23 protein-coding genes are annotated in these 26,024 nt (G+C 50.0%); 8 read left to right on the forward strand and 15 right to left on the reverse strand.

The features are described 5' to 3' along the window. Nucleotides 1-2 precede the first annotated feature (2 nt). Entirely contained in the window at nucleotides 3-1,316 is a 1,314-nt protein-coding gene (locus tag O59_RS12295) for a sodium ion-translocating decarboxylase subunit beta (RefSeq protein WP_007643131.1), read from the forward strand. Nucleotides 1,317-1,417: 101 nt separating this feature from the next. On the opposite strand, the gene O59_RS12300 is transcribed toward O59_RS12295, so the two are convergent. The 3 genes from O59_RS12300 to O59_RS12310 are packed head-to-tail and all read right to left on the reverse strand — an operon-like array spanning nucleotide 1,418 to nucleotide 3,628. Beyond that, a complete protein-coding gene (locus O59_RS12300) occupies nucleotides 1,418-2,590 on the reverse strand; it encodes a glutathionylspermidine synthase family protein (RefSeq protein WP_007643135.1) in 1,173 nt (390 codons plus the stop codon). A gap of 3 nt (nucleotides 2,591-2,593) precedes the next feature. Continuing rightward, nucleotides 2,594-3,169, reverse strand: coding sequence for a DUF1190 domain-containing protein (locus O59_RS12305; protein ID WP_007643137.1), 576 nt, complete (start codon nucleotides 3,167-3,169; stop codon nucleotides 2,594-2,596). 45 nt (nucleotides 3,170-3,214) lie between these two features. Further along, nucleotides 3,215-3,628 (reverse strand): DUF350 domain-containing protein, encoded by a 414-nt coding sequence (locus O59_RS12310; protein ID WP_007643139.1) that lies wholly within the window; start codon nucleotides 3,626-3,628, stop codon nucleotides 3,215-3,217. 214 nt (nucleotides 3,629-3,842) lie between these two features. On the opposite strand from O59_RS12310, the gene O59_RS12315 reads away from it, so the two are divergent. From O59_RS12315 to cysK, 4 genes are read left to right on the forward strand one after another with little or no spacing between them, the layout of a single operon-like run. Beyond that, nucleotides 3,843-4,829 carry an HlyD family secretion protein gene (locus O59_RS12315; protein ID WP_007643140.1) on the forward strand — a complete coding sequence of 329 codons (987 nt, stop codon included), beginning with the start codon at nucleotides 3,843-3,845 and terminating at the stop codon, nucleotides 4,827-4,829. Continuing rightward, the gene (locus O59_RS12320) at nucleotides 4,822-5,796 is read left to right on the forward strand and encodes an ABC transporter ATP-binding protein (RefSeq protein WP_007643141.1); all 975 of its coding nucleotides are present in this window, start codon (nucleotides 4,822-4,824) and stop codon (nucleotides 5,794-5,796) included. The genes O59_RS12315 and O59_RS12320 overlap by 8 nt, the downstream gene beginning before the upstream one ends. Beyond that, nucleotides 5,793-6,902 (forward strand): ABC transporter permease, encoded by a 1,110-nt coding sequence (locus tag O59_RS12325; RefSeq protein ID WP_007643142.1) that lies wholly within the window; start codon nucleotides 5,793-5,795, stop codon nucleotides 6,900-6,902. The genes O59_RS12320 and O59_RS12325 overlap by 4 nt, the downstream gene beginning before the upstream one ends. Before the next feature lie 42 nt (nucleotides 6,903-6,944). Next, the gene (gene cysK / locus O59_RS12330; protein WP_007643143.1) at nucleotides 6,945-7,856 is read left to right on the forward strand and encodes a cysteine synthase A; all 912 of its coding nucleotides are present in this window, start codon (nucleotides 6,945-6,947) and stop codon (nucleotides 7,854-7,856) included. Between the two features lie 141 nt (nucleotides 7,857-7,997). On the opposite strand, the gene O59_RS12335 is transcribed toward cysK, so the two are convergent. Beyond that, nucleotides 7,998-9,545 carry an alpha-N-arabinofuranosidase gene (locus tag O59_RS12335; RefSeq protein WP_007643144.1) on the reverse strand — a complete coding sequence of 516 codons (1,548 nt, stop codon included), beginning with the start codon at nucleotides 9,543-9,545 and terminating at the stop codon, nucleotides 7,998-8,000. A 233-nt stretch (nucleotides 9,546-9,778) separates the two neighbouring features. On the opposite strand from O59_RS12335, the gene dinB reads away from it, so the two are divergent. After that, on the forward strand, nucleotides 9,779-10,846 hold the full coding sequence (gene dinB, locus O59_RS12340; protein WP_007643149.1) for a DNA polymerase IV: 1,068 nt from the start codon (nucleotides 9,779-9,781) through the stop codon (nucleotides 10,844-10,846). Between the two features lie 33 nt (nucleotides 10,847-10,879). On the opposite strand, the gene O59_RS12345 is transcribed toward dinB, so the two are convergent. Then, the gene (locus O59_RS12345) at nucleotides 10,880-12,169 is read right to left on the reverse strand and encodes a glycosyl hydrolase (protein WP_007643151.1); all 1,290 of its coding nucleotides are present in this window, start codon (nucleotides 12,167-12,169) and stop codon (nucleotides 10,880-10,882) included. A 273-nt stretch (nucleotides 12,170-12,442) separates the two neighbouring features. Further along, complete coding sequence (locus tag O59_RS12350) at nucleotides 12,443-12,793, reverse strand: pentapeptide repeat-containing protein (RefSeq protein WP_007643153.1); 351 nt, start codon at nucleotides 12,791-12,793, stop codon at nucleotides 12,443-12,445. A 490-nt stretch (nucleotides 12,794-13,283) separates the two neighbouring features. On the opposite strand from O59_RS12350, the gene uxaC reads away from it, so the two are divergent. Together uxaC and O59_RS12360 are read left to right on the forward strand one after the other, a co-directional pair. Then, nucleotides 13,284-14,699 carry a glucuronate isomerase gene (gene uxaC / locus O59_RS12355; RefSeq protein ID WP_007643155.1) on the forward strand — a complete coding sequence of 472 codons (1,416 nt, stop codon included), beginning with the start codon at nucleotides 13,284-13,286 and terminating at the stop codon, nucleotides 14,697-14,699. Between the two features lie 110 nt (nucleotides 14,700-14,809). Next, nucleotides 14,810-15,766, forward strand: a complete 957-nt coding sequence (locus tag O59_RS12360) for an AEC family transporter (protein WP_007643157.1) — start codon at nucleotides 14,810-14,812, stop codon at nucleotides 15,764-15,766. Between the two features lie 8 nt (nucleotides 15,767-15,774). On the opposite strand, the gene O59_RS12365 is transcribed toward O59_RS12360, so the two are convergent. From O59_RS12365 to O59_RS12400, 9 genes are all read right to left on the reverse strand, one after another. After that, entirely contained in the window at nucleotides 15,775-16,656 is an 882-nt protein-coding gene (locus tag O59_RS12365) for an SMP-30/gluconolactonase/LRE family protein (RefSeq protein ID WP_040392533.1), read from the reverse strand. A gap of 99 nt (nucleotides 16,657-16,755) precedes the next feature. Continuing rightward, nucleotides 16,756-17,916, reverse strand: a complete 1,161-nt coding sequence (locus O59_RS12370; protein ID WP_007643161.1) for a sodium/solute symporter — start codon at nucleotides 17,914-17,916, stop codon at nucleotides 16,756-16,758. After that, nucleotides 17,913-18,317 (reverse strand): sodium/glucose cotransport protein, encoded by a 405-nt coding sequence (locus O59_RS22200; RefSeq protein WP_007643163.1) that lies wholly within the window; start codon nucleotides 18,315-18,317, stop codon nucleotides 17,913-17,915. The genes O59_RS12370 and O59_RS22200 overlap by 4 nt, the downstream gene beginning before the upstream one ends. 176 nt (nucleotides 18,318-18,493) lie before the next feature. Continuing rightward, the gene (locus O59_RS12375; RefSeq protein WP_007643165.1) at nucleotides 18,494-19,279 is read right to left on the reverse strand and encodes an SDR family NAD(P)-dependent oxidoreductase; all 786 of its coding nucleotides are present in this window, start codon (nucleotides 19,277-19,279) and stop codon (nucleotides 18,494-18,496) included. A 90-nt stretch (nucleotides 19,280-19,369) separates the two neighbouring features. After that, complete coding sequence (locus O59_RS12380; RefSeq protein ID WP_007643167.1) at nucleotides 19,370-20,080, reverse strand: FadR/GntR family transcriptional regulator; 711 nt, start codon at nucleotides 20,078-20,080, stop codon at nucleotides 19,370-19,372. Nucleotides 20,081-20,294: 214 nt separating this feature from the next. Further along, entirely contained in the window at nucleotides 20,295-21,017 is a 723-nt protein-coding gene (phoU, locus tag O59_RS12385) for a phosphate signaling complex protein PhoU (RefSeq protein ID WP_081489713.1), read from the reverse strand. 20 nt (nucleotides 21,018-21,037) lie between these two features. Continuing rightward, nucleotides 21,038-21,814: a phosphate ABC transporter ATP-binding protein PstB gene (pstB, locus tag O59_RS12390; RefSeq protein ID WP_007643172.1), complete on the reverse strand. Its 777-nt coding sequence runs from the start codon at nucleotides 21,812-21,814 to the stop codon at nucleotides 21,038-21,040. Nucleotides 21,815-21,884: 70 nt separating this feature from the next. Beyond that, entirely contained in the window at nucleotides 21,885-23,573 is a 1,689-nt protein-coding gene (gene pstA / locus O59_RS12395) for a phosphate ABC transporter permease PstA (RefSeq protein WP_040392336.1), read from the reverse strand. Nucleotides 23,574-23,588: 15 nt separating this feature from the next. Then, nucleotides 23,589-25,880 (reverse strand): ABC transporter permease subunit, encoded by a 2,292-nt coding sequence (locus tag O59_RS12400; RefSeq protein ID WP_007643174.1) that lies wholly within the window; start codon nucleotides 25,878-25,880, stop codon nucleotides 23,589-23,591. Nucleotides 25,881-26,024: the final 144 nt, after the last annotated feature.

Consider the following 26,024-nt stretch of genomic DNA (forward strand, 5'->3'; position numbering starts at 1 on the left):
TGATGGATACCCTGTTACGACTCTGGCAATCCACCGGCATTTACCACATGCAGTCCGGTCAGATGATCATGATCGGCATTTGCCTGCTACTGCTGTTCCTCGCCATCCGCAAAGGTTTTGAGCCAATGCTGTTGGTGCCTATTGGTTTTGGCGGCCTGCTGGCCAACCTGCCTGCGGCGGGCCTCGCGTTTTCGGCGGTGGAACACGCACTGCACAACGGGACGCCCGAAATAGGTATCGCCCTGGCCCAACTTGCAGGCCTGAGCGCTGACACGGCGGATGCCGTAATCTATAAAGCGCTCAGTAACGGCAGCCCGGAACTCTACCAAACAGCACTGCACACCGCGCAGGCAGCTGGCTATAACGACGGTATGCTCTACACCTTTTACAAGGTGGCGATTGCCAGCGGTATCGCGCCACTGGTAATTTTTATCGGTGTCGGCGCCATGACCGACTTTGGCCCCCTGCTCGCCAACCCCAAAACCCTGCTACTTGGAGCTGCCGCACAGTTTGGTATTTTTGCGACAGTATTGGGGGCAATTGGATTAAGTTATTTCGGCCTGGACTTCTCTATCGCCGACGCCGCAGCCATTGGCATTATTGGTGGCGCCGATGGCCCAACGGCGATCTATGTCGCCAGCAAGTTGGCCCCTGACCTACTGGGCGCCATCGCGGTCGCGGCCTACAGTTACATGGCACTGGTACCGCTGATCCAACCTCCCATCATGCGCCTGCTCACCACTCAGGCTGAACGCGGCATTGTGATGCAGCAGCTGCGCACCGTGAGCAAACGCGAAAAAATCATTTTCCCGATTGTGATGCTGGCGCTGGTCGGCCTGATTCTGCCCGATGCTACTCCGCTGCTGGGCGCTTTCTGTTTGGGCAATCTGATGCGTGAATCGGGCGTGGTGGATCGCCTGTCTGACACAGCGCAAAACGCGCTGATCAATATCACCACCATCTTCCTCGGCTTGGCAGTGGGTTCAAAACTGGCGGCGGATAAATTCCTCGATCCCAAAACCCTGGGCATTCTGGCGCTGGGTATTGTCGCCTTCGGTATTGGCACTGCCGCTGGCGTGCTGATGGCCAAAGCCATGAACCTGTTCTGCAAACACAAAATCAATCCACTGATTGGCTCTGCCGGTGTTTCGGCAGTACCTATGGCAGCGCGTGTGTCCAACAAACTTGGCCTACAAGCCAACCCACAGAACTACTTGTTGATGCATGCCATGGGGCCAAACGTAGCCGGGGTTATAGGCTCAGCCATTGCAGCAGGCGTGATGATTACCATTGTGTCGAACTTGCCAGCGGGTTAATCACACAATCGCAAAACAACTGCAAAAAAAACAAAAAGGGGCTGCAAACAAACGTTTGCAGCCCCTTTTTTATTGCCGTCATTGAGCCCTTTGCTAACCACTCAATCCAAAATAATATGCGGTAAAAAACGCGATGTATCTTTGGTGATCAAGGTTGCATCCTCGCGGATGCAAATTCCCGCAGCGCTGTCGCCCACTACCCAACTACCAAGCATGGCGTAGGTGTCGGCGTTGCGATATTCGTCGCGGAATTTTGGCAGTGCATGTAAGGCTTGGCGCACGTAGCGGCCGTCGGCGTAAGGGCCTGCGGCGGAAATTTTTTCACCACTGCTGGTGATTAAATCCACGTTGGCACCTTCACGCGACAACAGCGGTTTACGCACCCATCCCGCACCCAGTGGCTCGCTGCTTGCCGTTTCAAAAAACGCGGGCAACAAATTGGGGTGATTGGGGTAGCGAGTCCACAGCAGCGGCAAAATACCTTTATTGGATAACAACATTTTCCACGCTGGTTCGAGCATTTGGGTGTTGGCGGCCATGATGGTTTTGGCAAAATCTTCCTGCACCATAAATTCCCAAGGGTACAACTTGAACAGGCCTTTTATCGGTTGATTATCCAAATCGACAAATTGCTCTTGCAGCTCGCCAATATCCTCCAGCGGGATATAGCGCACATCCACACCCGCTTGCGCCGCCATGTCCATTAAATAATTTACGGTGCCCAAGTCCTCCAAATTATCGCGCACGCTGGCGAAATAAAAGGGCTGGGGTAAATTGAGCTGCGCAAAAGCGGCTTCGATTTTGTCGTGCAGGGAATTAAATTGGTCGGCACTTTCCGGCAACACACCATTTTTGATTTGATCTTCCAACCAGACCCATTGGAAAAATCCGGTTTCAAATAATGATGTTGGTGTGTCGTAATTTAATTCCAACAATTTGGCGGGGCCAAAACCGTTGTAAACCAAATCCATCCGCCCATACAAATGGGGTTCGCCTTTGTTCCAGGAATTCCAGATATAACTCCAGAAATCGCGCGGGATATTCAGCAGCGTGAGCATTTCTTCGCTGCGAGTAATATCGCCCACCATATCCATCACCATCTGGTGCAACTCTTCGGTGGGCGCTTCCAAATCCTCTTCAATTTGGCGCAAGTTGAATTGGTAATAAGCGGTTTCATCCCAATAGGGCTCGCCGTCAAACGTGTGAAAATTAAATCCAACTTCTTCGGCGTAAGCGCGCCAATTCGCGCGCTCGGTAACACTGATGCGTTTCATGCATTAACCACCAAAACTATTGCGTGCAGCCGCTTGCTGGCCAAAACCACCGCGACGAACTACCTGGCCGACTTGCGGTTTTACTTGCGAAGGTTTGAGGGTGATAGGGCCAATGCCTTTGGCAACCGGCGTATTGGTCGCGGTGCGGAAAGTGCCGCGGTCATCGCGCGATTTGTACAGCGGTTGTGTTGGTACTTTTGAACCAGCACCCGCCGCTGCGGGCTGTTGCAAATTACTGCCGCCGCGATTCATCATCTGCCCCGCGAGAAAACCCATCATCATCGGCATAAATACACTGCCACCCTGTGCAGTTTGCTGCGGCGCGGTTTCACATTGGCCAGCACCAAAGTCGATTTCACATTCTTCTTTGTTCAAATACTTGGGCGCCACTTGCGGGTGCAAGGCTTGGGCAGCAGCGTAATCCGCATTGCATTGTGTTGTGTCATTCAACCCGGCGGCACTGCACTCACTCGGGTCGCTGAATACCATCGCCTGCTCGCTCTCCTCACCACACCCGGCGAGCAACAGGGTTGCCACAGGGACCATCAATACCAATGCGGCTTTTTTACTGCGTTTCATTACTGCTCGTTTAGTCTGTTTCATAATTTAATGGCCTGCAAAAGATTAATAAGTCATACACGCGGCGTTGATCAAACCTACAGCAATGGCACTCGCTGCCACAAAACTGCCGGTTGCTACTTCGCCTTGGTTAATGCGTTCCGGCAATTGTTTGATGGCCACACGCAGCACCACAAAGGTTAATACCTGCACCACCAAGGCGACGGCACCCCATACTGCACAATCCAGCAGCGACATAGAGTTGGTAATGGCGCTAGCCAATGGCAGCGCAAAACCAATTAGCGCACCGCCAAATGCCAATGCGGCAGCGACATTATTAGCGCGGATTAACGCCAGCTCATCCTGTGGCGTCACCCAGGTATAAATACGAATAAATAACAGCAATAGCACAATTGCCATCGCAAAATACGCCAGAAAAGCGGGCAAGCCGTTAAGTGATGACAAGGTAGTTTCAAGCATGAATAGTTCCTTTGTTGGCAGGGTGATAAATGGAAAACTGGCGGGATTCTGACATAAAAGTCCACATGGCTCTATCGGCAGATTCTATCCTTCAATATAAGCGCACAAGGCGCGGGAGTTTTGCCCATGATTACACGCTATTTCTGGCACACTCAGTGAATTCTATTGCCAAGTATTTTTCGGTACCTCGATGAACATCAGGAACAGCCGCCTTATGAACAAGCGCCTTATCAACAAAAGCATCAGGAAAATGTTGATGCCAAGCCTACTGCTCGCACTCGCTGCACAACTCATGGCCTGCAGCGACCACAGCACCAATCTCGCACTCGGCACCCTGGAGCGCGACCGCATAGTGCTCAAAGCCACCGCTGCCGAAATTATCACCCAACTCCCAATTGCCGAAGGCAGCGATGTCAAAGCGGGCGATTTATTGCTGCAGCTGGATGATCGCCGCCAGCAGGCGCTGGTTGCCAAGGCCGGGGCCAACCTCGCCAGCGCCCAAGCCAACCTCACCAAACTGCAAAACGGCGCTCGCCCGGAAGATATTGCAGCAGCACGCTCACAAGTCAAAGGCGCAGAAGCGCAGCTGGTCGAAGCGCAAAAAACCTTTGCCCGCGCTGAAACACTGGTGAGTAAAAAACTCGCCGGTGCCGCCGAGTTGGATAGCGCCCGCGCCAAGCGCGATTCAGCGCAGGCCAATCTCGATCAATCCCACGAAAACTTATTGCTGCTGACCAACGGCACCCGCGAAGAAGATTTGCAGCAAGCCGAAGCGCAAGTTGCACTGGCCAAGGCTGCGTTGGAGTTGGAGCAATACAATTTGAGCGAACTGAGCATTCGCGCGACTGGCGATGCACGGCTTGACCACCTGCCCAAACACCTGGGCGAACGCACCAGCGTTGGCGAAGCAGTCGCGACTTTGCTTGATAAAAATGCGCCCTATGCGCGAATTTATGTTCCCGAAACCCATCGCCTGAACATCAGTGCCGGGCAGGAATTAGTGATCCATGTCGATGGCCTCGACCAACCACAAACCGGCAAGCTGCGCTGGATCTCTCAAGACCCGGCCTTTACACCCTACTTCGCACTCAACTCGACCGATCGCGCCCGCCTTGTCTATTTAGCCGAAGTGCAATTGCCCGACTCGGCGGCACATTTGCCCAGCGGTTTGCCGGTACAGGTTGAGCTTCCCCATGACTGATCCCAAAGAGTCGAGCGTTCAAGACTGGGCGATAGAAACCATCGGCATGACCCGCCGCTTTGGCGATTTTGTCGCCGTAGACCAGTTGGATTTACGCATTCCTCACAAAACCATTTACGGCTTCCTCGGCCCAAACGGCTGTGGCAAATCCACCAGCATGCGTTTGATCACCGGCCTGCTCACGCCGAGTGCGGGCAGCGTGCGTGTATTGGGAATGGATATTCCCGAGCAAGCGGAATTATTGCGCCGTCGCCTCGGCTATATGACGCAAAAGTTTTCGCTCTACGACGATTTAACCGTACAGGAAAACCTGCGCTTTATGGCGCAGATCTACAACCTTGAGAGCCGCAGCGTAAAACAACTGATCGACAGCCAGCTCAGCCGCTATCAACTGGATGAACGCAAAACCCGTCTAGCTGGTGCACTCAGCGGTGGCCAGCGCCAACGATTGGCTCTCGCGGCTGCGACACTGCACAAACCGGAATTATTGATTCTGGACGAACCTACCTCTGCAGTAGACCCGGAAAACCGGCGCGATTTTTGGGAGAAGTTATTCGACCTCTGCGATAGCGGCACTACCATCCTGGTCTCCACCCATTACATGGACGAAGCTGAGCGCTGCCACGGCTTGGCAATTATGGAAAGCGGCGTGAAACGCGCCGATGGTGCACCCGCGCAATTGATGCGCGAGCTGGGCGCCCGCGTGGTTGAAATCGACGGTGAGAATTTGCGCCTGCTCAAACAACAATTGGGCGAGCTGCCGGAAGTGGTATCGACCGCGCAACAGGGAACGCATCTGCGCGTATTGATTAAAGAGGCAATTGACGAACCGGAAAGCTGGCTGCGCAGTGTGCACCCGGAATTAGTTGCCAATCGCCAGATACATGCTGTACGCCCGAGCCTGGAAGACGTGTTTGTCCATTGCACTGGCAGTAATGCGCCTTACGGACAAGGAGCGCGGCAATGAACGCCTTCAGCCAAAGCCTGCAGCGAATCGGTGCGATTGTGTTTAAAGAGCTACGCCAACTAACGCGAGATCGCCCCACCTTCGGCATGATTGTGATGGTGCCCTTGATCCAACTATTGCTATTCGGTTTTGCGATCAACACCAATGTACGCGACCTGCCCGTCGGCGTGGTGGATTTAAGCCATACCCAAACCGCGCGCGCGTTAATTAGCGATCTCACCGCCACCCAAGTCGTTAGCTTTACCGAAACCTATCAAACCCCCAAGCAGGCGGAAGACGCAATTCGCCGTGGCCATGTGCACGCCGTGTTGGTGATCCCCGAGGATTTTGGCCAACGGCTGCAAGACCAACGCCCTATCGCCCAGTGGCTAATTGATGGCTCCGACACCATGGTCAGCAACGCGCTGCTTGCGCTGCAACAAATGCCCTTTGCCAGTGGTTTTGAGGCGCAGCCCAGCGCGCGCAAAAGCACCTTTGAAATCGCGCTCTTCTTTAATCCCGAGCGGCGCTCAGCGATTAATATCGTGCCCGGGCTGGTGGCGATTGTGCTTACCATGACCATGGTGATGTTCACCTCAGCGGCGCTGGTACGCGAGCGCGAGCGCGGCAACCTGGAATTGCTGATCACTACACCAGTGCGCTCCAGCGAAATTATGATCGGCAAAATCGTGCCCTATATTTTTGTCGGCCTGATTCAGGTGTCGATTATTCTCGGCCTCGGGCATTTGATTTTTGATGTGCCAATCAACGGCCGGTTGGATCAGTTGGTACTCGGCGTATTCGCCTTCATCAGCGCTAGCCTGACGCTTGGCTTGCTGGTATCCACCATCGCCAAAACCCAATTGCAGGCGATGCAGCTGACGGTGTTTTTATTGATTCCATCAATTTTACTTTCCGGTTTTATGTTCCCCTACGAGGGCATGCCGAAGGCGGCACAGTGGATTGCCGAAGCGCTGCCTGCGACGCACTTTATCCGCATGGTGCGCGCCATAGTCTTGCGCGGCGCGACGCTGGAAGATTTGCAGCCGGATTTATGGTGGCTGATCGGGTTTACCGTGCTTGGGGTGATAGCGGCGGCAAGTCGCTTTAAGAAACGCCTGGACTAGGCGTAGAATCAGTGCTGGCTTATTTACTCACGAGGGAACCTTATGAAATTCGATAATATTCTGCAGACTATTGGCAATACTCCACACGTTCGCATCAACCATCTATTTCGCAGTGACATCGAAGTCTGGATGAAGGTCGAACGTTTCAACCCTGGCAGTAGCATTAAGGATCGTATCGCCCTGTCGATGATTGAAGACGCCGAAGCCAAAGGCATAATCAACAAAAACACCGTCATCATCGAACCCACCTCAGGCAATACCGGTATTGGTTTGGCGCTGGTGTGCGCGGTAAAAGGTTACAAATTAATTCTTACCATGCCGGAATCTATGTCGGTCGAGCGCCGCAAATATATGAAGGCACTGGGGGCAGAATTAGTACTCACGCCCAAAGAACTGGGCATGGGCGGCTGCATTGCCAAAGCGAATGAAATACTCGCGGAAACACCGAACAGCTGGATGCCACAACAATTCAATAACCCGGCAAATGTGGAGATTCACCGCACCACCACCGCTCGCGAAATTCTTGCCGACTTTCCCGATGGCCTCGACTACATGATTACCGGTGTCGGCACCGGCGGACACATTACCGGCTGCAGTGAAATACTCAAACAAGCTTACCCGCACTTCCAAACCTTCGCGGTGGAGCCGGAAAAATCCCCGGTGATTAGCGGTGGTCAAAAAGGTTTGCACCGTCTGCAAGGTATTGGCGCCGGTTTTATTCCCCAAGTATTAAACAAAGAAACACTCGACGGCACCATTCTGGTGAGTGAAGAAGCAGCGTTTGATATGACTCGCCAGTGCGCATTAAAAGAGGGGATTTTTGTTGGCATTTCCTCCGGCGCCACCCTCGCCGCCGTTGCCCAAAAACAAGCAGAGATGAAAGCCGGCAGCCGCGTACTTATTTTTAGTTACGATACCGGCGAGCGTTATTTATCAATTGAGGATTTGTTTTAGAAAATCCAAAAAATTCTAGATTGAAATGACGTAATGAGGTGCAATGAAGGGGCGTAATAAAAAGGGCGCAATAAATTGCGCCCCTACGAAATTACAAAATGGTTTTATCTTGTAGGGGCGCGATTTATCGCGCCCTTTTGTTTATTCCACCGCCACCACAATAACCGCTTTGGCAGGGACTTCTATTGCCAACTTGCCATTCTTCGCTTGCGCAGCAAAAGGTGCTGGTTTGATGTTCTCTGGTGCCGCAAAAGTATTGTGGGTATCCATTGCCGCTGCAGTCAGAATTTCACCCTTAACAGCATTCAAATTAATACCTGCAAGATTAATATCAACAGTCTCTGCCTGATTAGGATTGGCGTTGACCAGGGCGATATAAATTTTGCCATCTTTAGCGCGCGCGGCTGTTGCACTCACCGCAGGAATTGATGATTTACCCAGCTTGTAGCGCGCTACGTTTTTCAGCTCAATCGGCAGTGAAGTTGCATCCTGAAATGGTTTGTACATTTTGAACACGTGATATGTCGGAGTGAGGATCATTTTTTCCTTGTCTGTCAAAATCATCGCCTGCAATACGTTAACCATTTGCGCAATGATACTCATGTGCACACGGTCAGCATGTTTGTGGAAAATATTGAAGTTGAGCGCAGCTACAATCGCATCGCGCAGGCTGTTTTGTTGGTAGAGGAAACCTGGATCGTCATCGCCAGTTACGTCGTACCATGTGCCCCACTCATCCACATAAAAACCAACTTTTTTCTCCGGGTCGTTTTTGTCCATCACTTTTTTGTTGTTGATAATGAATTGATCCATCTTCAGGGTGTTCACCATAGTGGACATCCATTCACTTTCGGGGAAACCCGTCGCAGCACCTTTTTTCACCCAATCGCCAGTCGGCAAGGTGTAGTAGTGGAAACTCACCGCATCCATACGCAATGCCCAATTGGGTTTCACGTTGGCAGTCAGGTGATCCGCCCAGCTGGTGTCTTCAGTGTGGCCGCCGCTCGCAATTAAAACAGGCGTATTGTCCTTTGGTGTTTTGAGGAAGCTGGCGTATTGCTTGTAAAGATGGGTGTAGAACTCGGGGGTCATATTGCCGCCACAACCCCATGCCTCGTTGCCAATCGCAAAATAATGCACACGGAAGGGTTTATCACGGCCGTTTTTGCGGCGCAGCTCAGCAAGCGTGGATTTACTGTCCGAGGTCATGTACTCCAGCCACTCTGCCATCTCCTGCGGGGTGCCGGTTCCCAGGTTGCCGTTTACGTAAGCTTCCGCGCCAAGCATTTCAACCAGATCGAAGAACTCATGCGTGCCTACTGCGTTATCTTCTATCACGCCGCCCCAGTTGGTATTAACACGTGCCGGGCGTTCGCCACGCGGGCCAATACCTTCACGCCAATGATATTCATCGGCAAAACACCCGCCAGGCCAGCGGATCAGCGGCACCTGCAATTCTTTTAAGGCACCAACCACGTCATTGCGCCAACCCTTGGTGTTGGGAATGGTAGATTCGGGACCAACCCACAGGCCTTCATAAATCCCCCGACCCAAATGCTCGGCGAATTGACTGTAGATGTTTTTATTGATGACCGGACCGGTTTTGGTGGTATCGATTTTGACTTGGGTGTCGGCCAGAGCAGCAATGCTCATGCCCAACCCGAGGGCCATTACCAATGGTTTTATCATTCTCATAGATGTCTCCTATTTGTTGTTATCTATCTAACGCCGCCGTCTGTTGAACATCGGTTAGTAGCGAGCATAAAGGCAAAAAGGTCTTATTGTCATACAAGTTAACCTAAATTTACGACATCGCATTTCAATGAAAATAGATTCATAAGTGAAAATAGATGACAGGCACCAAATACTGTATTTAAATACAGCCATCTTATTAACTATGCCTCTACTGTTGCCTTTTCACCATGCGCAAAATCATTCACTGCGATGCCGATTGTTTTTTTGCCGCGATAGAAATGCGCGATGACCCAAGCTTGGCCCGTCGCCCGATTGCCGTGGGCGGTAGCAGCGATCGGCGCGGGGTTATCTCCACCTGCAATTACGAGGCGCGCCGCTTTGGTGTGCACTCCGCCATGCCCTCCAGTACCGCGATGCGTCTCTGTCCAGATTTATTGATCCTGCCGCACCGTATGGATGCTTATCGCGAAGCTTCGCAGCAAATGCGCAACATTTTTTACGACTACACCGATTTAATCGAGCCACTCTCGCTGGACGAAGCGTTTCTGGATGTCAGCGACTGCAAGCACCACCAGGGTAGTGCAACCCGTATCGCCCAGGAAATTCGCGCGCGCATTCAACGGGAAATTGGCATCACGGTTTCGGCGGGCATAGCGCCCAATAAATTTCTCGCCAAAATCGCCAGCGATTGGAACAAACCCAACGGCCAGTTTGTGATTACTCCTGCACAAGTAGATAGCTTTGTGGCGCAACTGCCAGTGAAAAAGATTTTTGGCGTGGGCAAAGCCATGGCAAGTAAATTAGCAGAACTCAGTATTTTTACCTGCGCCGACTTACAAAAACTGTCGGTGTTTGAATTGTCGCAGCGCTTTGGTCAAATGGGTTCCCGCCTTTACAAATTAAGCCGCGGGATAGATGAGCGGGAATTAACGGTAGACCGACGCCGCAAATCACTCAGCGTAGAAAATACTTTCGCAAAAGATTTACAAAACCTACCGCAGTGCTTGCATGAACTACCAGCACTCAGCCAACAACTGGCAATACGTTTACGTCGGGTGGATGATGATTACAAAATCATAAAACTGTTCGTAAAAATAAAATTCTCTGATTTCAGCACCACCACCATTGAACGCAGCGCAACCGGCATTCAACCCGATGAATTTATCGCATTGTGCAGCGAAGCCTATCACCGTAAAGAACAACCGGTACGCTTGCTGGGCGTGGGAGTGAGGTTTATTGATTTACGCGAGCACAATCATTTTGTGCAATTGGAGCTGTTTAATCGGTCGGCATAACAGCGGCCTCATTGCGAGGCCGCCAAGAACCAGTTATTTAGCAACCGTTTTAATAGTATAAACCCCGGATATATCGCGATTAAACGCGGTGAAGTCATCGCGATAAAATTCGCGGAAATCCTCCAGGGTACCGTTTTGAATATTCTCCTCGCGGTTGGCAGGCACCCAGTAATGGGGAACATTTTTACCATCTGGCCCGGGTACACCTTCCGGTGCGTTGCGCCAGGTGAGCAGGAAAGAAATATTACGCGCATCCTTATCCGCTTTTAGACCTGCAATTAATTTCCGATACCATTGATTGTCGTATTTACCGGCTTCGATATCTGGAGCGCGAATACCAATCTCGGAAATCACCGGAATTTTCCCACGCGCATCAGCCATGCGTGCTACCAGAGCGGCATTATCCACTACATTCTTAAACCAGTTTTCATTGTTCTCCACTTCGCCATAGGTATCAAAACCCAGCACATCTACATAGGCATCACCAGGGTAGCGCAGCAAATAATTTTCTTCCGTCACTTCCCAAAAATTATTGGGTGAGTAGGCGTATAAAAAATTGTGTACGCCTTTGGTATCGCGCAGGTATTCCACGGTGTACTGATACAGTTTTTTATATTGCTCGGGGGTGGATTGCTCCTCGCCCCACCAAAACCAGCTGCCGGTATTTTCGTGCAGGATGCGGAAAACCACCGGAATTAACACGCCGTTTTCATCCTTCAAATTATTCGCCCATTCGGCTAATTGATCCAGGTAACCGTTATAAACGGCGTTGGCTTCACCGCCCGGTAAGGCAGCAACTACCGCAGGGGTTTTATCCCAGGAAGTACCCACCGGCCACTCGCCTTTTTGTTGATCGGTAAGGGGATTATCGAAATGCGAACTCACGGTGATAATGCCACCGCGCGCGTAAGCTTTTTTGACTTGTTCTACCACATCGCCTTCCATTTTGGGGCTGACGATAGAAAGCGTATCCCACCCGTAAACGGCCGCAAAATCGCCAACTGCATTAAAGGTATCGGATTGTGTACCGTCTGTTGTAGTGATGGTTAAACCCTGGGTGGTATCGTGCTGGTGACCAAACATAATCGACTGCTTACGTTGCGTTTGCATAAACGCGAACAGCGAACGGGTTTCCGCCGTTGCCTGTTTATCTACCAGCGATACTTCCACTGCCGCTACTTCTTGCACCACAGCAACACTGCTGACACTTTGCAAAGCAGTAGTAGGATTTTCCGCAGGCTTGCAGCCTATTAATGTCGCCAGCGCCAGCATGGCAATAGCGAGCCTTGCAGCGAATGGCCGCACTAAAAACGTTTCTTTCATTGTTGTTGTCCTCTGACTAAATCTCTTTGTAATGGCGTTTTTTATCAATGCTATCGGCAAAGAAAATGAATCGTTTCAATTAATCGGGTTAGCTATTTTTTTATAAATGCTTTTTATAAATATATTTTTATAGGTCACTTTGGATAAGTCACTTTCTATATATAAAGGATCGGCTGTTGTGAATTACTAATGCAATCGGGTGATTGGCTGGCTACAAACCATCCAATCACCCGATTACAAAAAGATCTGTTGCGCTAAAGTAAAACAATCGCTCTAGCGAGCGTTGTAACGCACGCGTATACCTATATCGTAAGAGAGCCGCAATTCTTCGGCGCTAATTTCGCGCGGAAAAAACGCGCCGGAAAAATGTGCCTGACAAAAACTCGCGCCCTCTAATTGGGTATTGCGAAAATCTACCCCGCGGACATCCGCTCCCCGGAAATAAGCATCGCGCAAGTCCAGGCCATCTGCGTCCAGCTCACGTAAATCCAAACCGCGAAAATCGCCGCCGCGCAACATGCCCTCTTTTACTTCGCCGCGTGCTTTGCGTTGATTAAATTCCGCAACCCGCTCCGTTTTTAATAATTGATAGAGAGGGTTCTGATGAATAATGGGTTTACTCATAATGGGCTCCGTGAACTACGCTGTTTTTTGAAAACGCAACGATAACATTGCTGCTCTCACCGCACTTTGACTATAGCCCAAGATGCCAATCCTGCTTAACCGATTACCAGCTTCGCAGCATTATAATGTAAACGATTACACCCGTGTTTAAGAAGTGTAATGCCAGCATTAAACTCTTATGCTGCAGGTTGGTATTTTAAACGGCAAGCGTTACACTTATCGGCAAGCTGCAACATAGCGGCGCAACCCAACCAATAACAAATCCATGTTGGGTATTCATCTAGCCTTTTGGCAGGCAATCCTCGGTCAAACTTATCCCCTCGGGCACAACCCGATGGAATAAAAATCTTCAACCAGTCTCCCTACACACAGGTTGGCCGCTCAGTGTTTGAGCAGGGCCATCAGAGGCGTTGAGCGTAAAAATTATCTTGCCATCGCACAGCCTCACGCAGGATTGCTGTCGCTTCGGCATTATTGAGGAATTGTGAGAATGAGCTTTATCCACGACGACTTTTTGCTCGACACCGAGCAGGCCAAAGTACTCTTTCATGAGTACGCCAAAAACATGCCGATCATTGATTACCACTGCCATCTTCCCCCCGAGCAAGTAGGTCAAAATAAGCAATTCAAAAACCTTACTGAAGTCTGGCTGGCAGGCGACCATTACAAATGGCGCGCCATGCGCTCCAATGGTGTGAATGAACGTTTCTGTACTGGCGATGCCAGCGATTGGGAAAAGTTTGAGCAGTGGTGTGCAACCGTGCCTTACACCTTGCGCAACCCGCTTTACCATTGGACGCATTTGGAATTGCGTAAACCCTTTGGCATTACCGATCGCCTGCTCGATAGCAGCACCGCCAAACGCACTTGGGATGAATGTAACGAACTGCTCGCCACCCCAGAATTCAGCGCACGCGGTTTGATGACGCAAGCTAATGTGAAATTGGTATGCACCACCGACGATCCAATCCACGACCTGGCGCATCACAAAAGTGTTGCCGCCGACAGCTCGTTTAAATCAGCGATGCTGCCCACCTGGCGCCCCGATCGCGCGATGATGGTGGAAGACACCGAAGCCTATAACAAATATCTGGATCGCCTGGCGATTGCGGCCGATGTCAACATCAATACCTTTGACGATTTGATCAACGCGCTGGATATTCGCCACGATTACTTCCACGCGAACGGCTGCCGTTTGTCGGATCACGGTTTGGAAACTGTCTATGCTGCGGACTACACCGAAGCAGAAATCAAAACTATTTTCCTGAAAATTCGCAGCCATAAAAATCTCGATGCAGTGGAAATTGAAAAGTTCCAATCAGCGATGATGGTGGAATTCGCCCTGCAAGATCACAAAAAAGGGTGGGTGCAACAATTCCACATTGGTGCGATTCGCAACAACAACCCACGCTTGTTCCGCACCTTGGGGGCAGATACCGGTTTTGATTCTATTGGCGATCACAATTACGCGAAACCACTGGCGAAATTTTTAGGCCGGTTGGACGATCAAAACAAACTCGCCAAAACCATTATTTACAATTTGAACCCGCGCGATAACGAAATGATCGGCACCATGATTGGCAACTTCCAGGACGGCTCTGCCGCTGGCAAGATCCAATTCGGCAGCGGTTGGTGGTTCCTGGATCAAATGGATGGAATGACCCGCCAGATTGAAGCCTTGAGCCAATTGGGCTTGCTGAGCCGTTTTGTGGGCATGCTCACCGACAGCCGCAGCTTCCTTAGCTATTCGCGCCATGAATACTTCCGTCGCATACTGTGCGGCATGTTGGGTCGCGATATGGCCAAAGGTCTGGTGCCTAACGACACCAAGATGGTTGGGAAAATGATTCAGGACATCAGCTTTAATAACGCGAAAAATTATTTCCCGTTTGTCGTACCTGAATAAACTGCTCTTGAATAGTTTTTCCCCACGCGACAATGGCCTGAGCAATTAGTGACAGGCATGCGATAATTAAGCCCGGCTCGCCGGGCTTAATTATTTATTGGGAAATCACTTTGCTCACTAACGCTCTCACCACCTTTTCCTTTGCCTTCGGTATCACTGCGCCCATTTTTGTGGTGCTATTTCTCGGTGTGCTGCTAAAAAAACGCGGCATGATTGACGATGCCTTTATCAAAAGTGCGTCCGGCCTCGTTTATAACATCGGCCTGCCGGTCATGTTGTTCACCACCAGCGCCAGCGCCGACTTTAACCATATGGCCGATGCAGGTGTATTAATTGCATTTGGGGTGATGACCTTGCTGGTATTTGCGGGCAGCTTGCTTACAGCCCATTGGTTTACTCAGGAACCGCGCGACCATGGTGTGATTATCCAGGGTGCGTTTCGCGGCAATTTGGTGATTTTGGGGCTGGCATTTTGTGCCAATGCTTACGGTGAACGTGGTTTGGCTACAGCCGCTTTGCCAGTCGCAATGACCGTGGTGCTTTACAACGTCCTGTCCATTTATGTACTCAACCGCAGCCTGCAACGCAGCAGCAACTCCTTCAAAGCCACACTAAAAGACATTGTTAAAAACCCGCTTATGCTGGCGATAGTCGCTGGGCTTTTGTTCAACGCCAGCAGCTTAAAAATGCCTGTTATTTTGCTCGACAGCGGCAAATACCTAAGCCAAATGGTGTTACCACTGGCACTGATTTGTATTGGCGGTGCGTTGGATTTATCGCAACTAAAACGCGTGGACGCAGCAACTCTTAGTGCGACACTATGGAAACTAGTGATATCGCCACTGCTGGCTTGCGGCATAGCGATTGGCTTGGGTGTGCGCGGTGAAAACCTCGCCATTTTGTTTGTACTGGCCGCGTCCCCCAGCGCCACCGTCAGTTTTGTGATGGTGCAGGCGATGAAAGGCAACGCTGTGCTCGCAGCGAATATTGTGGTGCAGACAACGCTCTGGTCGCTGCTCAGCGTGACCCTGGGTTTGTGGTTATTGGAGATATCAAACTTTATTTAACGCGAGAATCAACCAAACCAATTTTCTGTTAAACCGGTAAAGGGTGTAGCAAAAATAAATAAATTGCCCGCTTGTGGTTGCTGTTTCAACGCTTCATCACTTAAGCCGACGCGCGCACTGGTTACGGCCAATACATTTAATTGCTCACCACCAAATGCCACACAGGTTGGTTGCGTAACGGGTAAATCCAATACCAGATTTTTACTGCCGTCCGGCGCATAGCGCACCACTTGGCTGCCGCCCCACTGCGCGTTCCACACATAGCCTTCTGCATCGGCACAGGCACCGTCCGGCTCTACCCCCAGTGCAGTGTGGGCAAAAATTTCCGGGTTAGATAATTCGCCCGTCTGCGCATCAAAATCATAAACCCGCAATGAGTGTGTGGGCGAATCGGCGTGATAAAGCTTACGCGAATCCGGGCTCCAGCAGAGCGCATTGGAAATCATCAAACCGCTGAAATGCTGCGTGACGGAAAAATCCGTATCCAAACAATAAAGGCCCGCACTTTGTTCTTCACTGGTGCGATTCTCCACTATCGAACCCATCCAGAAGCGCCCTTGCCGATCACAGCGGCCATCGTTGGAACGATTGCCGTTAATATTTGCTTCTGGTTTCGCAATCCATTCAATTACACCGGTTGTAATATCAAACCAGGCAAATCCTGATTCAAATGCAGCGAGCAGACGCGCATCGTTTTTCGCAAAGGCAAAACAACATAAGCGTTCAGGCAAATCAAAATGCGTCAGTTTTTTAGTGGCTAACGCATAGCGATAGAGTTTTTTACTGTGGATATCCGTCCAATAAAAGCAGCCATCCTGATGATTCCATTGCACGCCCTCACCTAACTGATTAGCACAGGGAACGGTATCGATAAGTGTCAGTGATGCCATGGTCAGCTCTTGGTAATCCAGTGAGGGCAAAAAAATAATAAGCCGTAAAAAAAACGCCCCAAGCGGGGCGTTTTTCAGGTGGCGCAAGTGATACGCAGCTTACCACCAGGTAGCGTAGATCGCGATCAGGATTAGGATGACTCCCATCGCTGCAACATTAAACCCGCCAGTGGTTTTGAAGCTAACATCGTGCAAATCAATCGCATTGGCCTGCTCTTTAGTGCCGCTGAGCAAAGTGATAGCCGCTGCAACAATACAGCAAAGTATAAACACTACGCCCACACGATCCATAAACGGAAATTCAGGTAGGAATTTGTAGAACAGCGCAGAGAAAACCACTGAACCAATTGCCGCTGCCAGCGCAGAGTTAGCGCTGGCTTTTTTCCAGAAGAAACCAAACAGGAAAATCACCACAATACCTGGCGTAAAGAAGCCCGTAAATTCCTGAATAAATTGGAACGCCTGCTGTGATTGCCCAACTAATGGCTTGGCCAGCAAAATCGCAACAACCATGGCGATCAATGCCGTCATACGCCCTACAAATACCAGTTTGTGTTCGCTCGCTGCCGGGTTCACCAACTTCTTGTAAACATCCATGGTGAAAATAGTAGAGATACTATTGCTCATAGAACTGAGTGAAGAAGCAATCGCGGCGACCAGTGCAGCAAACGCAATTCCCAACAAACCATGTGGCAATAATTTCATCATTTCCGGATAGGCTTGGTCAGCTTTAGCCAGATCCGGGGCCAGCACTACAGCGCAGATGCCAGGCAATACCACAATAATGGGCACAAATAATTTTACGTAGGCAGCAAACGCCATACCTTTTTGCGCTTCCTGTAAACTTTTTGCCGCCAGTGCACGCTGGATAATGTATTGGTTAAAGCCCCAGTAGCTGATGTTCATAATCCACAGACCACCAATCAATACTGAAATACCGGGCAAGCTGATGTAGTTGGGGTTATCTTTCGACAAAATCATGTCGAATTTTTCCGGTGCTTTTTCCATCAGGGTGGTAAAACCTTGAATAACACCGTTGTCGCCCGAGATTTGGTTCAGCGCCAAATAGCTTACGAATAAACCGCCCAACACCAACATAATCACCTGCACTATGTCTGTCATGGCAACCGCTTTAAGACCGCCATAAACCGAGTAAGCCATAGAGAAAAGCACCAGGAAGATCATTCCGTAAATCATGTCTACGCCGATAAATTGTGAGATTGCCAAAGACCCCAAATAGAGCACAGAGGTCAGATTCACAAAGGTATAGAGCGCCAGAAAATCGCCATGATGGTGCGTACGCGGCCATCGTAACGGTTCTCCAAAAATTGCGGCATGGTGTAAATGCCCTTGGCGAGGAAAATCGGCAGGAAATATTTTGCGATCACAATCAAGGTTATTGCTGCCATCAGTTCGTAAGCGGCGATCCCCATACCAATCACAAACCCCGAACCAGACATACCGATGATTTGTTCAGCGGAGATGTTGGCGGCGATTAAGGATGCACCTATCGCCCACCAAGGCAGGGATTTGCTGGCAAGAAAATAATCGTTAGCGTTTTTTTCGTGGCCTTTTTCGTCACGCGACACCCAATAGGCAACAAAGAGCAGAATCAGGGTGTAGGCAACCAATACCCCGATATCGAGTCCGTTTAAAATCATATTGACCTCTGTGTAGTGATGCTGTGGTTGGAGAGCATCTTGTTATTAAAAAATTTTGTTTTTATTGGCGCTTATCAACCCGATAAAAATTGAACAGCCCCTTAAACAAGAAGCATTCATCAGGATCACTAATGAATGCTTCCAGGTTGTCTTGCTGCACCACTTAACCGCAGTGCTTAAATCCGGCCACCGTCCACAATAAATTCTTGAGAGGTGATCATGGCGGAGTCATCCGCCGCGAGAAAGAGTGCCAGGTTCGCCACGTCGTGCGCGCCCAAACGTTTCTTGAGACACACGCGTTTCATTAATTCTTCTTCCTCTTCCGGCGATAACCATTTTTCCAACTGCTTGGGTGTTGCCACCCAGCCAGGCAAAATGGAGTTCACACGAATATTGTCTTGACCATAGTCCGTGGCCAACGCTTTGGAGATTCCTAAAATTCCGGCTTTCGCCGTGATGTAACTCGCCAAATTTGGCGGACCAAATTGCACGTTGATGGAGCTGATATTGATAATCGAACCGCCACCTTGTAACGCCATCATCGGCTGTACCGCCTGCGCCGCAAAAAACGCCGGATGCAGGTTAATCGCCAAACTGCGATGCCAACGCTCTTCGGTCATCGCGCGGGTGTCATAACGCTGATCGTTAGCGGCGTTGTTAATCAGCACACTAATATCACCATTCACGACGCATGCATCCGCGATACTTTGCTGTAACGCCTTGATGTCACTCACATCGCAAATTTCAAACCAGGGGCGGGCATAACCCTGCCGCTCGATTGCATCACACAGTTCAATGGCGCCCTCGGCATCTATATCGACAAAGGCAACCCGTGCGCCCTGCGCCGCAAAGGCTTCAACCAACGCGGCACCGATACCGGTTGAACCGCCGGTAATAAATACGCTGCGCCCCTGCAGGCTGGCGTAGCGGGTATACCCTGTATGGGCTGAGTAGCTATACATGTTGATCTCTCTCCGGATTCACGCGGCGTTAGGCTGTTATGAGCTTAGGCAGAATCAATCAACCTGAACAGGTATTTTTGATCACTGCACTCATGCAGGTTTAACCAGAGATAAATTAATCAATTGCATTACTTCTTGCAGCAACACTTTTACCGCCCTGCTCGCCTCCTCCTGATCACCCGCACAAATGGCGTCATAAATGCGCTTGTGATCATCGTAGTCAGCGGTCAGTACACCTTTAAGCTGGTTGGTACTGGCGATACTCACACGCAGCGCAACCTGGATGAAATCGCGCAATTGAAAAAAGAAGCGGTTGTTGCCTGCCGCGAGAATGGCGCAGTGAAACTCAATATCGGCCGTGAGCGGATCATCTAATCCTTCATCGGCACGCTTCATACGCGCCAGCGCATCGCCAATCGCTTTGATACGCGCGGTGTCCTTGTTGTTTTCAGCAGCCAATACCGCTGCTTCCGGTTCAATGGCCATACGCAGTTGGGTAAATTCACGCAGCAGCTCCAGCGAGGCGCGCGCATTGAGTGTCCAACCCAGCACATCGGCATCAAACATATTCCAGTGGCTGCTCGGCATGACCCGAATGCCCTGGCGTGGCCGCGAGGCAATCAAACCTTTAGCCGTCAGCATTTTTACCGCTTCGCGCGTGACGCTGCGGCTGATATTAAATTGTTGCGATAACTCCGCTTCCGTCGGGAAGGATTTATCAATCGCATATTGACCTTGAACAATTGCCGCACCCAATTGATGGGTTAACTGGTGTGTAAGATTACGCCCTGTGTCCAGCATAGTTAATTAGCCTATTTATATTATATATTTGTTGGGTATCCGACAAGCATTTCCTGGTGGTTGAAACGCCAAAAAATGCATTTTTTAATATCAGAAGCCACTTTTATGTTGACCCTAAAAACAAAAACCCGCGCCTTAACGCAGACGCGGGTTATTTAACAAGAGGCAGTGGCTTTAGTCACGCAAAAAATGCGGCGCGCGCCAAATGACGGGCTTATTCGTCTTTGGCGTTCACATTTTCGGTGATCTGCTCCAGATTGGCGTGGCGAACGTCCTCACCATTAACCAAATAGATGACGTATTGCGCCAGGTTGCGCGCGTGATCGCCAATGCGCTCCAACGCCCGCAGTGACCACATGATGTTGAGTACCCGCGTAATACTGCGCGGATCTTCAATCATAAAAGTGACCAGCTCGCGCATCGCCGTGCTGTATTCCATATCTACCTGTTTATCGGTTTGCACTACCGTGAGCGCCAACTGCATATCCAGACGGGCAAATGCGTCCAATGCATCTTGCAACATGTGCGACACATGACCACCAATATGGCGCACCTCAATATAACCGCGTGGCGCCAAACCATCTTTATTCATGGCGATAGCTTGACGGGCGATTTTAGTCGCTTCATCGCCGATACGCTCAAGGTCGGTAATCGCTTTGGTAACGGCGATAACCAAACGCAAATCGCTCGCGGCCGGTTGACGACGGGCGAGAATACGCACGCACTCTTCGTCGATTGTCACTTCCATGGAGTTGACTTTGGTATCCGAGCGCACCACTTGCTCGGCGCGCTCCACATCGGCATCAATCAGCGCTTGAATTGCATCGTTCACCTGACGCTGAGCCATACCGCCCATTTCCGACAGATGAGTACGAATCGCCTCCAGTTCTATGTTGTACTGTTGGGAGATGTGGTGAGTGTGACTTGTAATATCCATAACCATGATGCGCCTCCGCATTAACCGTAACGGCCAGTGATGTAATCTTCGGTTTGTTTTTTACTCGGGTTGGTAAAGAGCGTATCTGTCAGATCGTGCTCAATCAAATCCCCCATATACATAAATGCCGTATAGTCAGACACCCGCGCCGCCTGCTGCATATTGTGCGTCACAATAACAATGGTGTACTGATGTTTTAATTCGTTGATCAGTTCTTCAATCTTCAAGGTTGAAATTGGATCAAGCGCCGAGGCGGGCTCATCCAACAAAATCACTTCGGGCTCAATTGCAATCGCACGCGCGATCACCAAACGCTGTTGCTGCCCGCCTGATAAACCAAATGCATTGTCGTGCAGTCGATCCTTTACTTCATCCCACAGCGCAGCACCTTTAAGTGATTTCTCTACCACTTCATCGAGCACACGCTTGGATTTAACACCCTGCAAACGCAAACCATAGGCCACATTTTCATAGATCGATTTAGGAAAGGGGTTGGGCTTTTGAAACACCATACCCACTTGACGGCGCAACTCAGCAACATCGACACTTTTTTCGTAAATGTTATCGCCGTCGAGCAAAATCTCGCCTTCAACACGACAGGAGTCAACCAAATCGTTCATGCGATTAAAACAACGCAATAGAGTTGATTTACCACAACCAGACGGACCGATAAACGCGGTTACCTTTTTCTCTGGAATTTTCATGCTAACGCTATTCAGCGCGCGCTTCTGACCATAAAACAAGTCCAGATTTTTTACTTCCAGCTTGGTGGGCTCTGCTAATAAAGTCGGGCTCATAAAAATTGCCTGTATAAAATTCAAATAAATCGATGTGTGTACTATTTATCAACTCACAAGCGCAGTGCGATTAATCCGACGCACTGCGGTATTTCTCACGCAAATCATTGCGAATTTTTATCGCAGTAATATTCAGGGCGATGATCAATAAAATCAGCGTCAGGGAAGTTGCATAAACCAATGGCCGCGCTGCTTCCACATTCGGGCTTTGGAAGCCGACATCGTAAATATGAAAGCCCAAGTGCATAATTTTTTGATCCAGGTGCAAATAGGGATAATTGCCATCAATTGGCAGTGCAGGTGCCAATTTCACCACCCCCACCAACATCAGTGGCGCCACCTCACCTGCCGCACGGGCAATCGCCAAAATTAATCCAGTCATCATTGCCGGTGTTGCCAGAGGTACAACTACCTTCCACAGTGTTTCTGCTTTAGTTGCTCCCAGAGCCAAACTGCCTTGACGAATAGTACTGGGGATGCGCGATAAACCTTCTTCGGTAGAAACGATAACAATTGGCAAGGTCAAGAGTGCAAGCGTGAGCGATGCCCAGAATAAACCTGGTGTACCAAAGGTTGGGGCCGGCAGTGATTCCGGATAAAACAACTGATCGATATTGCCACCGAGAATATATACAAAAAATCCCAAACCAAATACGCCGTACACAATCGATGGCACACCCGCAAGGTTGTATACCGAAATGCGGATAATTTTTAGCAGCGTGCCTTGCTTTGCATATTCACGCAGATAAATAGCGGCGAGAATACCCAGCGGCGTAACCATAATTGACATGACAATCACCATAGTAATGGTGCCAAAAATAGCCGGGAAAATACCCCCTTCGGTATTCGCCTCGCGCGGCTCATCGCTCAAAAATTCCCACACACGTTCGGCGTACTGACCCAGTTTTTGTACCGGGTTCATTACATTGGGGCGAGTGACACGTACTATATGATCAAAAGCGATAACGGCTTCTTTGCCATCAGCAGTGCGCACCAATAATTTATCGCGGGTCGCTTGTGCCAATATGTCATCACGCGTTTTTTTAATAATCGCATACTCAGCTTCAAGCGCGGCGCGACGCTCGGAAAAATTCACATCGGCAGTGGCCAACGCTGTGCCGGTTACACCATCCAATTCCAAACCGCGACGCTCAAGGCGCAAATCATCCATGCGCTTGTTGATACGACCTATATCGACTTTTTCAATGCGATGAATTTGCGCATGTAAATCCAATGCGCGCGCCAAGCGCTGATCCAATTGCTCCCAAAAATCCTTGCTGCCCAACTCACTGACCAGTGTGTTGCCCTCTTTAATCGCAACCGGATAACCGTAAAAATTACCCCACTCGCGCCGTTCAATGGAGACTGCATTTTCCGGGTACTCCCATGGTTTCATGCCAATATCCAGATACCACACAAAATCACGCCCACTAATATCGCGATTACCCATTTTAAAAAGGTGGCGAGTAATTAATTCAACGTCTGATTCAATTTGATAACCACCATCGCGCGCAACGGCAGCTGGAATCACTTCATCGCGTACAGCTTCGCCCATAATGATGTGTGTTTGGCCGCTGCGATCAACAATACTGGTTTGCAAAATATCAGCCGGCCAAAAATGACCAAATCCGCGCACTGCAATCAAACCAAGCAGCCCAACAACCATGATCATACACAGAGCAACAGCACCGCCGTTGAGCCATATCCAGGGCGATCCACTGTTAAACCAGGAACTATTTTTACGCGTTAATTTTTTCATCGGATTCACCACCAATTACAGATTGCTATAGCGCTGACGCAGTCGCTGACGAATAACTTCAGCAAGCGTGTTCACCACAAAGGTCAATGCCAATAGCACCAAAGCTGCAAGAAATAAAACGCGGAAATGGGTGCTTGCAACCGCCGTCTCCGGCAACTCCACCGCGATGTTGGCCGAGAGAGTGCGCATGCCTTCAAAGATATTGAAATTCACCACAGGACTATTACCAGTAGCCATAAGCACAATCATGGTTTCACCAACAGCGCGACCAAACCCCATCATCACCGCGGAAAAAATTCCAGGACTGGCCGTAGGCAACACCACACCAACAACTGTCTGCCAGCGTGTTGCGCCAAGCGCCAATGAGCCCTGTGTTAAATGGCGGGGCACACTGAACACCGCATCTTCAGCAATGGAAAAAATTGTTGGGATAACAGCAAAGCCCATTACTATGCCGACCACCAAAGCATTGCGCTGGCTGTAGCTAATACCGTTTTCAGTAAACCACTGACGCATACTGCCATCAAAAAACCAGATCTCCGCTAAAGGGCTGGCGGCGATACAAGCCCACACGGTGAGAATAATCGGCAGCACTAGAATGACAGCTTCCCAACCCTCAGGTACGCGGTTGCGCAGCGAATCCGGACAACGGCTCCAGAGATAGCCCGTAATTAGCATAACAACCGGCAATAAAATCAAAATACTGAATATTGCTGGCAAATGATTTTCGATAAACGGTGCGAGCCACAAACCTGCGAGGAAACCTAAAATAACAGTGGGCAATGCAGCCATAATTTCGATAGTGGGTTTAACAATGCCGCGCAATTTGGGCGTCATAAAATAGGCGGTATAAATTGCCCCCATCACCCCCAAAGGTACCGCAAACAGAATCGCGAAAAATGCAGCTTTCAACGTGCCGATAGAAAGCGGAACAAAACTCATTTTAGGTTCAAAATTATCGCTGCCCGATGATGCCTGCCAAATGTATTCCGGTGCATCGCGCCCTTCGTACCACACTTTTTTCCAGAGCGAGCTGAAAGAAACCTCGGGGTGTTTGTTCCAGACATCGGCCACACTCAGGTTATTAGCGTCATCCAACCACAAGCTGCGATTGTGAATGGGAGAAATAGCAAGCTGCTGGATAGGTTTATCACTCACCGACTCAATTAATAAGGTGCGCTGGGAGGTAGCGTAGTAAATACCGATATTGCCTTTGTCGTCGCCAGCCCAGAAACCGCGACGCGCATGCTCAGGTGTGATACGGGTGATGGCACCGTCCAACGCCTCAAAACCACGTACATATTTCAATTCATAAATGTTGTCGGGGTTGCGAACCAGAAACCATTGGCTCAGGGCTCCCTTGTCGGTGCCAATAATGAGCGAGGCAGTTCCCACCAAAAACTCCATACGGGTTACTTTGCCATCAGGAATAGTCACTGGTGCCTGAGCTTTTACAGCGCTAGGGTTGATGATGCTGTAGAGCAATAATTGCGACTGATCTGTAGCAATCACTAAATGCTGGGCACCGCTATCAATCTGCATAGATACGGGCTTACTGCCATTTGGAAGCGAGGGAAGCGCTATCACTTCCTGACTGATACTGACTTCCCCGGTAATCATATTTTGACTGCTGCTAAAAATAGCGAGCAGTAGACGCTCATCTGCCGTCATGGCCGCTAATAAAATACCGCTGGAAGTCTCTTGTACGGCTAGCTGGGTAAGCGCTGCGCCTTGGTCATCCAGGGTTAAGGGAGAATCACCCAAGGGATACACCAAACTCGGTGTGATTTGGCGTTTATCGTTTGGATAACTGAGCGCGTAATTGGCTTTCGTTATTGATACCTGGCCATTGCTGTAACCATAAGCAACCAGACCGTAATCAGGCGTACTGGTCGCCATACTGGTAAAACTCACATCAGCGGTGCGCGATACCTGGGCATTAAGCACTTGGCTGCCATCGCTGACATTAAAAAAATGCACTGCGCCGCTACGCTTGAAACTGGCGCCAATTTCTTCGTAGCGTTCCAGCGTGAGGTATTCAGTCGGGTCGGAGGCCTGCTGTTGCAACTGGGCGGGCGTGTAGCTGTGCAAGGGTTCAACCGAGGCACCACGAAACAAGGGAGCAATTTCGGAGAATAGATAAAAGAAAATTAAACCGAGTGAAAATACTACCGCGAGTCCGGCAGACATCACCCCGTAGCGCGATAGCTGGTCTTTAAATTTGCGAATGTTGCGCAACTTGCTGCGCTGCTCGCGATTGGGCATCAGGCTCTGGATTGGCTTTGCCGCTGTAATGGGTTCGGACATGGTCTACTCACCTGTTTTATCGTCTGGCGCAAGAATCCTAACAATCAAAGATGACACTTTTGTTACAAAAACCCGAAACTGTCATCTGACTGTCATATTTACCCTGGCTCTGTCTATAAAAAAACGCCGAACAAGTCGGCGTTT

Source organism: Cellvibrio sp. BR, from assembly GCF_000263355.1.
Taxonomy (GTDB): domain Bacteria; phylum Pseudomonadota; class Gammaproteobacteria; order Pseudomonadales; family Cellvibrionaceae; genus Cellvibrio.

Excerpts from the sequence above, each read along its gene's own strand:
- O59_RS12295 (WP_007643131.1), top strand. The coding sequence starts at position 3 with ATGGATACCCTGTTACGACTCTGGCAATCCACCGGCATTTACCACATG.
- O59_RS12300 (WP_007643135.1), bottom strand. The coding sequence starts at position 2,590 with ATGAAACGCATCAGTGTTACCGAGCGCGCGAATTGGCGCGCTTACGCC.
- O59_RS12305 (WP_007643137.1), bottom strand. The coding sequence starts at position 3,169 with ATGAAACGCAGTAAAAAAGCCGCATTGGTATTGATGGTCCCTGTGGCA.
- O59_RS12310 (WP_007643139.1), bottom strand. The coding sequence starts at position 3,628 with ATGCTTGAAACTACCTTGTCATCACTTAACGGCTTGCCCGCTTTTCTG.
- O59_RS12315 (WP_007643140.1), top strand. The coding sequence starts at position 3,843 with ATGAACAAGCGCCTTATCAACAAAAGCATCAGGAAAATGTTGATGCCA.
- O59_RS12320 (WP_007643141.1), top strand. The coding sequence starts at position 4,822 with ATGACTGATCCCAAAGAGTCGAGCGTTCAAGACTGGGCGATAGAAACC.
- O59_RS12325 (WP_007643142.1), top strand. The coding sequence starts at position 5,793 with ATGAACGCCTTCAGCCAAAGCCTGCAGCGAATCGGTGCGATTGTGTTT.
- cysK (WP_007643143.1), top strand. The coding sequence starts at position 6,945 with ATGAAATTCGATAATATTCTGCAGACTATTGGCAATACTCCACACGTT.
- O59_RS12335 (WP_007643144.1), bottom strand. The coding sequence starts at position 9,545 with ATGATAAAACCATTGGTAATGGCCCTCGGGTTGGGCATGAGCATTGCT.
- dinB (WP_007643149.1), top strand. The coding sequence starts at position 9,779 with ATGCGCAAAATCATTCACTGCGATGCCGATTGTTTTTTTGCCGCGATA.
- O59_RS12345 (WP_007643151.1), bottom strand. The coding sequence starts at position 12,169 with ATGAAAGAAACGTTTTTAGTGCGGCCATTCGCTGCAAGGCTCGCTATT.
- O59_RS12350 (WP_007643153.1), bottom strand. The coding sequence starts at position 12,793 with ATGAGTAAACCCATTATTCATCAGAACCCTCTCTATCAATTATTAAAA.
- uxaC (WP_007643155.1), top strand. The coding sequence starts at position 13,284 with ATGAGCTTTATCCACGACGACTTTTTGCTCGACACCGAGCAGGCCAAA.
- O59_RS12365 (WP_040392533.1), bottom strand. The coding sequence starts at position 16,656 with ATGGCATCACTGACACTTATCGATACCGTTCCCTGTGCTAATCAGTTA.
- O59_RS22200 (WP_007643163.1), bottom strand. The coding sequence starts at position 18,317 with ATGATTTTAAACGGACTCGATATCGGGGTATTGGTTGCCTACACCCTG.
- O59_RS12375 (WP_007643165.1), bottom strand. The coding sequence starts at position 19,279 with ATGTATAGCTACTCAGCCCATACAGGGTATACCCGCTACGCCAGCCTG.
- O59_RS12380 (WP_007643167.1), bottom strand. The coding sequence starts at position 20,080 with ATGCTGGACACAGGGCGTAATCTTACACACCAGTTAACCCATCAATTG.
- phoU (WP_081489713.1), bottom strand. The coding sequence starts at position 21,017 with ATGGATATTACAAGTCACACTCACCACATCTCCCAACAGTACAACATA.
- pstB (WP_007643172.1), bottom strand. The coding sequence starts at position 21,814 with ATGAGCCCGACTTTATTAGCAGAGCCCACCAAGCTGGAAGTAAAAAAT.
- pstA (WP_040392336.1), bottom strand. The coding sequence starts at position 23,573 with ATGAAAAAATTAACGCGTAAAAATAGTTCCTGGTTTAACAGTGGATCG.
- O59_RS12400 (WP_007643174.1), bottom strand. The coding sequence starts at position 25,880 with ATGTCCGAACCCATTACAGCGGCAAAGCCAATCCAGAGCCTGATGCCC.